We start from the raw sequence: 6,770 nt of genomic DNA, 5'->3' as shown, positions 1-6,770 counted from the left end.
CTGCAGGACAAGAGCCATGAGCAGCAGAACCTGGAGCGCGTCTATGAACTCTTTCCCCGCCTCAAGGAACGTCACTGGCAGCTGGCAGGAACACTTTCTGGCGGCGAGCAGCAGATGCTGGCCGTCGGAAGGGCCCTGATGGCCAACCCCAAGATGATCATGATGGATGAGCCGTCCCTCGGTCTTGCCCCGCTTGTGGTGAAGGACATCTTCTCCATCATCAAGAGAATCAACGAGGCCGGCGTGACCGTCCTGCTCATCGAGCAGAACGCCAACGTCGCCCTCAGAACCGCCCATACCGGGTATGTCATGGAGACAGGGAACATCACCCTCACAGGACCTGGCAAGGAGCTCTTGGAGAACGAGCAGATCAAGTTCGCCTACTTGGGCAAGTCCAAGTAACGAAGATCTTCAATCCATGAGTGATTCAGACAAGGAGGGGGAGACCCCTCCTTGGTGTATGGTTCACCTAGTTGATACCTATATCCGCTGTCTGATGTTCCTGTTGTAACCGCAAGACGTACTCCCTGAAGTCATCTTGATCCAGCTCAAGATACACATCCTTCTGCGGCAGTATTTCAATTGGGAATTGCTCACATTCATAGAATTCACTTGAATCGGAATGTTCCGGCCACTTGCAGTACATTTTTCTTGTACCCATTGTCGTGAGCAAGGTGGAAAGAGTGATTGAATCGTTGATGAGGCTGATTAGTTCTGCAACTGTTGCTTGGATTACAAGCCATTCGTAGTCTGGATGCCAACTGACGCAGATGGATAGATAATGATTACCCGCAGCGTCAAGCAAGCTGAACACCAAGGGCAGTGTGTTATACGAGAGAAACGTTCGATCTAGTGAGAGATTACCCCATGGGCTGTTTTTGAAATACTCTCCTGAATGTTCCATTATACTACCTCGAAATCTGTAAAAGGGCTCATACCTGAAAATACCATCTACAGCTCGATGAGGGAAGCTGGTAATCCAGACCCCGTTTTCGATTCATCACGCGGCTTGTTTACCGTTACCTTGCATAAACGGGCTTTCTTGGATGACCATCAGGAATTCATACCAAGTGAAGACATCTCTACTATTGAACACTCGATTCTGGAGTTCTGCAAGGTTCCTAGGACAAGGGTCGAGATAGCTGCCCACTTCAGGTTTAAGTCGGTCTCGTACTTCTCTACGAAACATGTGCTTCCCTTGGTGGAGAGAAACCTGTTGGTCATGGGTAATCCCGATCATCCGAAGAGTACGAATCAAACGTATACGACAGCTTCACTCGTTCGTTGAGAGGATTGCTTTTACACCTCGTTCACAAACGCCCCATTACGGATGAGGGTGCTGATGCACAGCATCGCAGATCCTATGACGCCGATGCTGTCGCCGAACTTGGTGACATTCACATCAAAGTCGCTCTTGATCCAAGGAGTTGCCTCGGTGATGATGGCGCGTCTGATGGAGTCGACATACTGTAAGCCGAACTCACACAGGTTGCCGCCGAGCACCACCGCCTTCGGGTCGTAGAACACCACCAGGCTGCCTACCATGGATCCGATGGTGTGGGCGCTTTCATCCACCATCTGGATGATCTGGCTGTCACGGCGTCGGATGGCCTCCTTGAGATCGGAGAGCTGCAGATACCCTTTTTCTTCTACCACCTTCTGCAGGAACGGATTCTGCTTGGTGTGAGCCAACAGCTCGGCGCGCTTGAGCAATGCACTGCCTCCGGCGATGGCTTCAAGGCATCCGACCTTGCCGCACTTGCACTGCTGCGTGTTGCCGTCAACCCTCATGTGCCCGATATTGCCGCTCATACCGCTGTTGCCACGATAAATCGAGCCTTGCACGATCATGCCCGCCCCGATACCGGCACCGAGCTTGATGAACAGGATGTCCTTGCCCCGGTACTGCTCGGACAAGAATGCTTCCCCGAAGGCCATGGTGTTCACTTCGTTGTCCACAAAGACCGGACATGCGTAAAGCTTTTCCAGTTTCGGTCCAACCGGATAGTGGTGCCAGCCGGGCATGAAAGCAGGGTGTACAGCGTAGCCGCCGGCAAAATCGACCGGGGAGGGAAGTCCCACCCCGATGCCGAGGATGGCGGTCTCCCGCTCCTTGAGGCTTTCCTGCAGTGCTTTGATGGTTTGGGAGATCTGCTTGAGAATTGCATCGGGGCCGTCGACATAGTCGATGGAAATACACTGCTCAACCAATAGTGTGCCCATGATATCACAGGCCCCTACTGCACAGCAGTCGGCATCCATTTCGATGCCGATGAACAAGCCGCGGTTCTGGTTGATGACCAGGCTCTTGCGCTTGTCCTGGCCCTCGAGGGGTTGTTCCAAGAGAATCCCGTCTTCGAGCAGCTTGTCCACATTGGCGGTGATGGTGCTGCGGGAGAAACCGCTGAGCCTGCTGAGCTCTGCACGGGTGATGGTTTTTTCATTCCACACAAGTTGGATGATGGTGTGGATGGCTAGGTTGGAACAGCAGTCGGTGATTCGTTTCATAGGCTCAGCATACTGCAAAACGGCTGGAGTTGGTAGATGGAATGACATATAGGATACAAAAAATGTTCGACAATCGAACAAAAAAGTTTGACAAATGAAAAATACTCCCTTATGCTGAAGCTGTACCAGACTTGAAACGACCCTTTTGAAGGAGCCGAACATGCAACTGCAACGAAAGCACAAGGATTGGATATGGGCCTATCTCTTCATAGCCCCCACTGTGTTGGGCCTGTATATCTTCTTCCTCTATCCCATGGTGAGTTCAGTCTTCATCTCCTTCACCAAATGGAATCATCTGAGTGCTCCCCAATACATAGGACTTTCAAACTACAAGCGGCTCTTTCAGGATCCAACCATCTGGCTCGAATTCAAGAACACCATGTTCTTCGTGCTGGTATCAGTACCTTTGACTGTCGGCATTTCGCTCTTTCTCGCCAATGCCCTGAATAAGAAACATCTATTGGGAAAGGGAGTATTCCGAACGATTTTCTTCCTTCCTTATGTCATACTGCCGGTTATCACAGCCCAGATTTTCATGATCGTCTTCAACTCCCGCTACGGTCTGGTAAACGGTCTGCTCAGGATTATGAACCTCCCGCAACCGGCTTGGTTCAGCAATGCCTTGCTGACTCGGTTCGTCATAGTCCTGGTGACGCTGTGGGCGAGCATCGGGTACTTCACCGTCATTCTTCTTGCAGGCCTTCAGAATATTTCACCTCAGTACTATGAAGCGTGCGACATCGACGGTGGCTCGTGGTGGGTGAAATTTCTGCACATCACCTTCCCGCTGGTTACCCCGCAACTGTTCTTCTGTCTTGTGCTCGCGATCATCAACAGCTTCAAGATGTTCGACTACATCTTTGTATTCGGCAAGAGCAATGTGATCGTCAGGGAGAACATCCGTACCATGGCCTTCGGCATCTACGAACGAGGGTTCACCTATCTGGAAATGGGGTATGCGTCAGCAGAGGCGATTATTTTCTCCCTTATCGTACTTTCCGTAACCATTTTGCAGAACGTCGGTCAGAAGCACTGGGTGCACTACAGCTGAGGAGGCAAGCCATGAGAAAACTGAATAAAACATGGGGAATCAGCATTGGCTTCTTCGTCCTTGCCGTATTCGCCCTCATCACCTTGGTGCCGTTCTTCTGGATAGTCGTCTCCTCCTTCAAGACCTATCGTGAGACGGTGCAGATTCCCGTGGTTTTTTTCCCGGCAAGCTTCACCAATCTGGACAACTACAAAGAGCTGTTCGGCAGGCTGAACTTTCTCTCGTATTACAAGAACAACATCATCAACACCATCGGCATCACCTTCCCCCAGCTGTTTCTCTCCTCGCTTGCAGCCTATGCATTCGCCCGTATCGACTTTCCCTTCAAGAATGTGATTTTCGTATCCCTGCTGCTGGCCCTGATGATCCCCATCCAGATGATTCTCATGCCCCGCTACAAGCTTATTCTCGACCTGGGGCTCTTCGACTCCTATCTGGGCATCATCATCCCCAGCATTCCCAGCGTGACAACGACCTTCTACATGCGCCAGCAGATCATGAGCCTGCCGCGGTCGCTGGATGAGTCCGCCTACCTCGATGGGGCGGGGCATTTCAGGATTTTTTGGTCCATTCTGCTGCCGCTCTGCCATAGTGCATTGCTCGCAACCGGCATCATGTGCCTGGTCTTCAGCTGGAACGACTTCCTTTGGCCGTTGGTGGTGATCAACTCGACAGAGAAGTACACCCTGTCCATCGCTGTCGCCAACCTGCAAGGTCAGCACCTGACCAGGGACAACCTGCTGCTTACTGCAGCGGTGGTGGTATCGCTTCCGATGGTTGTGGTGTTCATCATCAGCCAACGGTATTTCATCGAAGGCATCGCCTTGTCGGGAATCAAGGAATAACCGCATTCATATCCAGAATATGCTGGATTGAAATACAACAGGAGGAATCTATGAAAAAGGATCTGAGAACCGTCTTGGTGGCTATGCTGCTCATCGCCTTGTCATTGAACAGTTTGTTTGCGGCCGGAGGAGCCGAAGCAAAACCGCAGGAAACGAAAACGATCAACTTCTGGTACTGGGACCAGAATGGTGAGGAAGTCTACAAGAAAATGATTGCAGAGTTTGAGGCCCAGAATGCAGGAATCAAGGTAAACATGTCGATCATTCCCTGGTCCGACTACTGGACCAAGCTGCAGATGGCACTGCCAACCGGAACCGGACCCGATGTATTCTGGCTCAACCATCCCAATGCCGTGTCCTATCTTCCTACCGGTTTGATCATGAACCTCGAGCCCTACAAGGACCAAATCAAGTTTGAGAACTTCAACTCCATCTACTCTGAGCCGTTCATGCATGAAGGCAACCGCTATGGTGTACCCATCTTCTTCGACTCGGTCATTTTGTACTACAACAAGGCCATGTTCGACAAGGCCGGTCTTGCCTATCCTGACGACAGCTGGACCTGGGACGATTATCTCAACGCCAGTGCCAAGCTGACCATCAAGGACAAGGGCACCACCATCCAGTACGGCACCATCGCCGACCCCGACATGCAAAGCGGAGCTTCCAACTTCATCCTGCAGAACGGTGGAACACTGTTCAGCGAAGACCGCATGAAGCTTGTGATCGACACTCCCGAGGGAAGGGAAGCAGCCCAGTTCCTGCTCGACCTGATCTACAAGTACGGCTATTCACCGACGGTCAGCGAGATGCGCGAGATCACCAAGGCCACCATGTTCCAGTCAGGCATGGTTGCCATGATCACCAACCACACCGGCATCCTCAAGCAGTTTGCAGAGATTCTGGGTCCGGATCTGGGCATTGCCCCGATGCCCAAGCAGAAGCAGCGTGCCAGCATCTACCACAACCTCGGCTATGTGGCCTCGGCGAAGACCAAGCATCCTGAGGAAGTTATGAAGTTCATGTCCTACCTTGCCAGCGAACGGCATGCAACTTTGCTTTCCAGTGTTTGGGCACCCTGCTACAATGGCGGAGCAGAACTTTTCTTCAAGGAGTACAGCTGGCTTGACACCAAGGCTATTGTGGATACCGTCAACTACGGCTATCCGCTTCCAATCTCCGCTAAGAATGCAGGGCCCGTGTACACCTTGTTGAACAACGAGATGGACAAGGTGTTCATGCAGCCGCAGCTGGGAAACGGCCTTGCAGAGATTGAGAAAGTCATCAACGCAGAAATCAACAAATAACCATGCTATCATCAGGTTGCGCCCCGAACGGGGTGCAACCACATAATCCAGGAGGGAACCAATGGAGCCGATTCGTGTAGCACTGCTTGGGGCAGGAAGTAGGGGAACTCATGTATATGCCGCCTATGCAAAAGCACATCCCCAGGAGATGAGAATTGTTGCAGTAGCAGAACCCGATGATGTCAAACGACAGCACATCGTAGAGGAGCATGCTGTAAAGACTGCCTATGCAGTAAAGGATTGGCATGACTTGTTTGTCGTCAAGCAGGACTTCGATGCGGTGGTCATCGCCACCCAGGATACCATGCATCGCGATGCAATCCTGGCAGCCATTGAGAAGCAGTACCACATACTCTGTGAAAAGCCCATCGTCACCACCCTTGAGGACAGCAAAACCATTGCCCGGGCCTCCCAAAACTTCTCCAAAGTATTCGTCATCTCCCATGTGCTTCGGTACTCCCCCTTCTTCACCCGCGTCAAGAAGTTGATCGCCCAGGGTGAGCTGGGAAGACTCATCGGCATCGAGCTGGATGAGTGTGTAGGCCACATTCACATGTCCCACAGCTTTGTCAGGGGGCACTGGAACAACAGCAACACCTCGGCTCCCATGATTCTTGCCAAGAGCTGCCATGACATGGATATCCTGCTCTACCTGGCCGGTGCCGATTGCACCTCGCTCAGCTCCTACGGCGACCTGTACCATTTCAGGCAAGAGAATGCGCCGGAGGGCGCCCCGCTTCGGTGCACCGACAACTGCCCGCACTATGAAGCATGCCCGTATGCAGCACAAAAGATTTACCTTGGAAAAAACACCGCATGGCCGGTGGATGTCATAACCACCGATCTCTCGGTTGAAGGCAGGCTCAAAGCCTTGCAACAAGGTCCGTGGGGCCGTTGTGTCTACCACTGCGACAACAATGTCGTCGACCACCAGACGGTGAATGCACAGTTCGCCAACGGCGTCATCGCCACCTTCACCATGAGCGGCTTTACGATGACCACCCATCGGGGCCTGAGGCTGATGGGCACCCAGGCCGAGTTGATCGGAGACATGGAGAA

General features: G+C 52.3%; 7 protein-coding genes. 5 read left to right on the top strand and 2 right to left on the bottom strand.

The features are described from left to right. The coding region (locus B3F49_RS02055; protein ID WP_293908754.1) for an ABC transporter ATP-binding protein at window positions 1–402 on the top strand (402 nt) is incomplete at its 5' end. A gap of 67 nt (window positions 403–469) precedes the next feature. Here the strand turns inward: B3F49_RS02055 and B3F49_RS02050 are convergent. Together B3F49_RS02050 and B3F49_RS02045 are read right to left on the bottom strand one after the other, a co-directional pair. Further along, entirely contained in the window at window positions 470–904 is a 435-nt protein-coding gene (locus B3F49_RS02050) for a hypothetical protein (protein WP_293908752.1), read from the bottom strand. A gap of 395 nt (window positions 905–1,299) precedes the next feature. Further along, window positions 1,300–2,508 (bottom strand): ROK family transcriptional regulator, encoded by a 1,209-nt coding sequence (locus tag B3F49_RS02045; protein WP_293908750.1) that lies wholly within the window; start codon window positions 2,506–2,508, stop codon window positions 1,300–1,302. Window positions 2,509–2,668: 160 nt separating this feature from the next. On the opposite strand from B3F49_RS02045, the gene B3F49_RS02040 reads away from it, so the two are divergent. The 4 genes from B3F49_RS02040 to B3F49_RS02025 form a co-directional block, all read left to right on the top strand. Then, the gene (locus B3F49_RS02040; protein ID WP_293908749.1) at window positions 2,669–3,559 is read left to right on the top strand and encodes a carbohydrate ABC transporter permease; all 891 of its coding nucleotides are present in this window, start codon (window positions 2,669–2,671) and stop codon (window positions 3,557–3,559) included. 11 nt (window positions 3,560–3,570) lie between these two features. After that, the gene (locus B3F49_RS02035; protein ID WP_293908748.1) at window positions 3,571–4,404 is read left to right on the top strand and encodes a carbohydrate ABC transporter permease; all 834 of its coding nucleotides are present in this window, start codon (window positions 3,571–3,573) and stop codon (window positions 4,402–4,404) included. Between the two features lie 50 nt (window positions 4,405–4,454). Continuing rightward, window positions 4,455–5,711, top strand: a complete 1,257-nt coding sequence (locus tag B3F49_RS02030) for an ABC transporter substrate-binding protein (RefSeq protein WP_293908747.1) — start codon at window positions 4,455–4,457, stop codon at window positions 5,709–5,711. A 61-nt stretch (window positions 5,712–5,772) separates the two neighbouring features. Beyond that, on the top strand, window positions 5,773–6,770 hold a 998-nt coding region (locus B3F49_RS02025), incomplete at its 3' end, for a Gfo/Idh/MocA family protein (RefSeq protein WP_293908746.1).

Origin of the sequence: Sphaerochaeta sp. UBA5836, assembly GCF_002432845.1 — a bacterium.
Taxonomy (GTDB): Bacteria; Spirochaetota; Spirochaetia; order Sphaerochaetales; family Sphaerochaetaceae; genus Sphaerochaeta.
Note: the sequence above shows the minus strand (reverse complement) of the source record. Positions and strands in the feature narration are given on the sequence as shown.

Excerpts from the sequence above, each read along its gene's own strand:
- B3F49_RS02050 (WP_293908752.1), bottom strand. The coding sequence starts at position 904 with ATGGAACATTCAGGAGAGTATTTCAAAAACAGCCCATGGGGTAATCTC.
- B3F49_RS02045 (WP_293908750.1), bottom strand. The coding sequence starts at position 2,508 with ATGAAACGAATCACCGACTGCTGTTCCAACCTAGCCATCCACACCATC.
- B3F49_RS02040 (WP_293908749.1), top strand. The coding sequence starts at position 2,669 with ATGCAACTGCAACGAAAGCACAAGGATTGGATATGGGCCTATCTCTTC.
- B3F49_RS02035 (WP_293908748.1), top strand. The coding sequence starts at position 3,571 with ATGAGAAAACTGAATAAAACATGGGGAATCAGCATTGGCTTCTTCGTC.
- B3F49_RS02030 (WP_293908747.1), top strand. The coding sequence starts at position 4,455 with ATGAAAAAGGATCTGAGAACCGTCTTGGTGGCTATGCTGCTCATCGCC.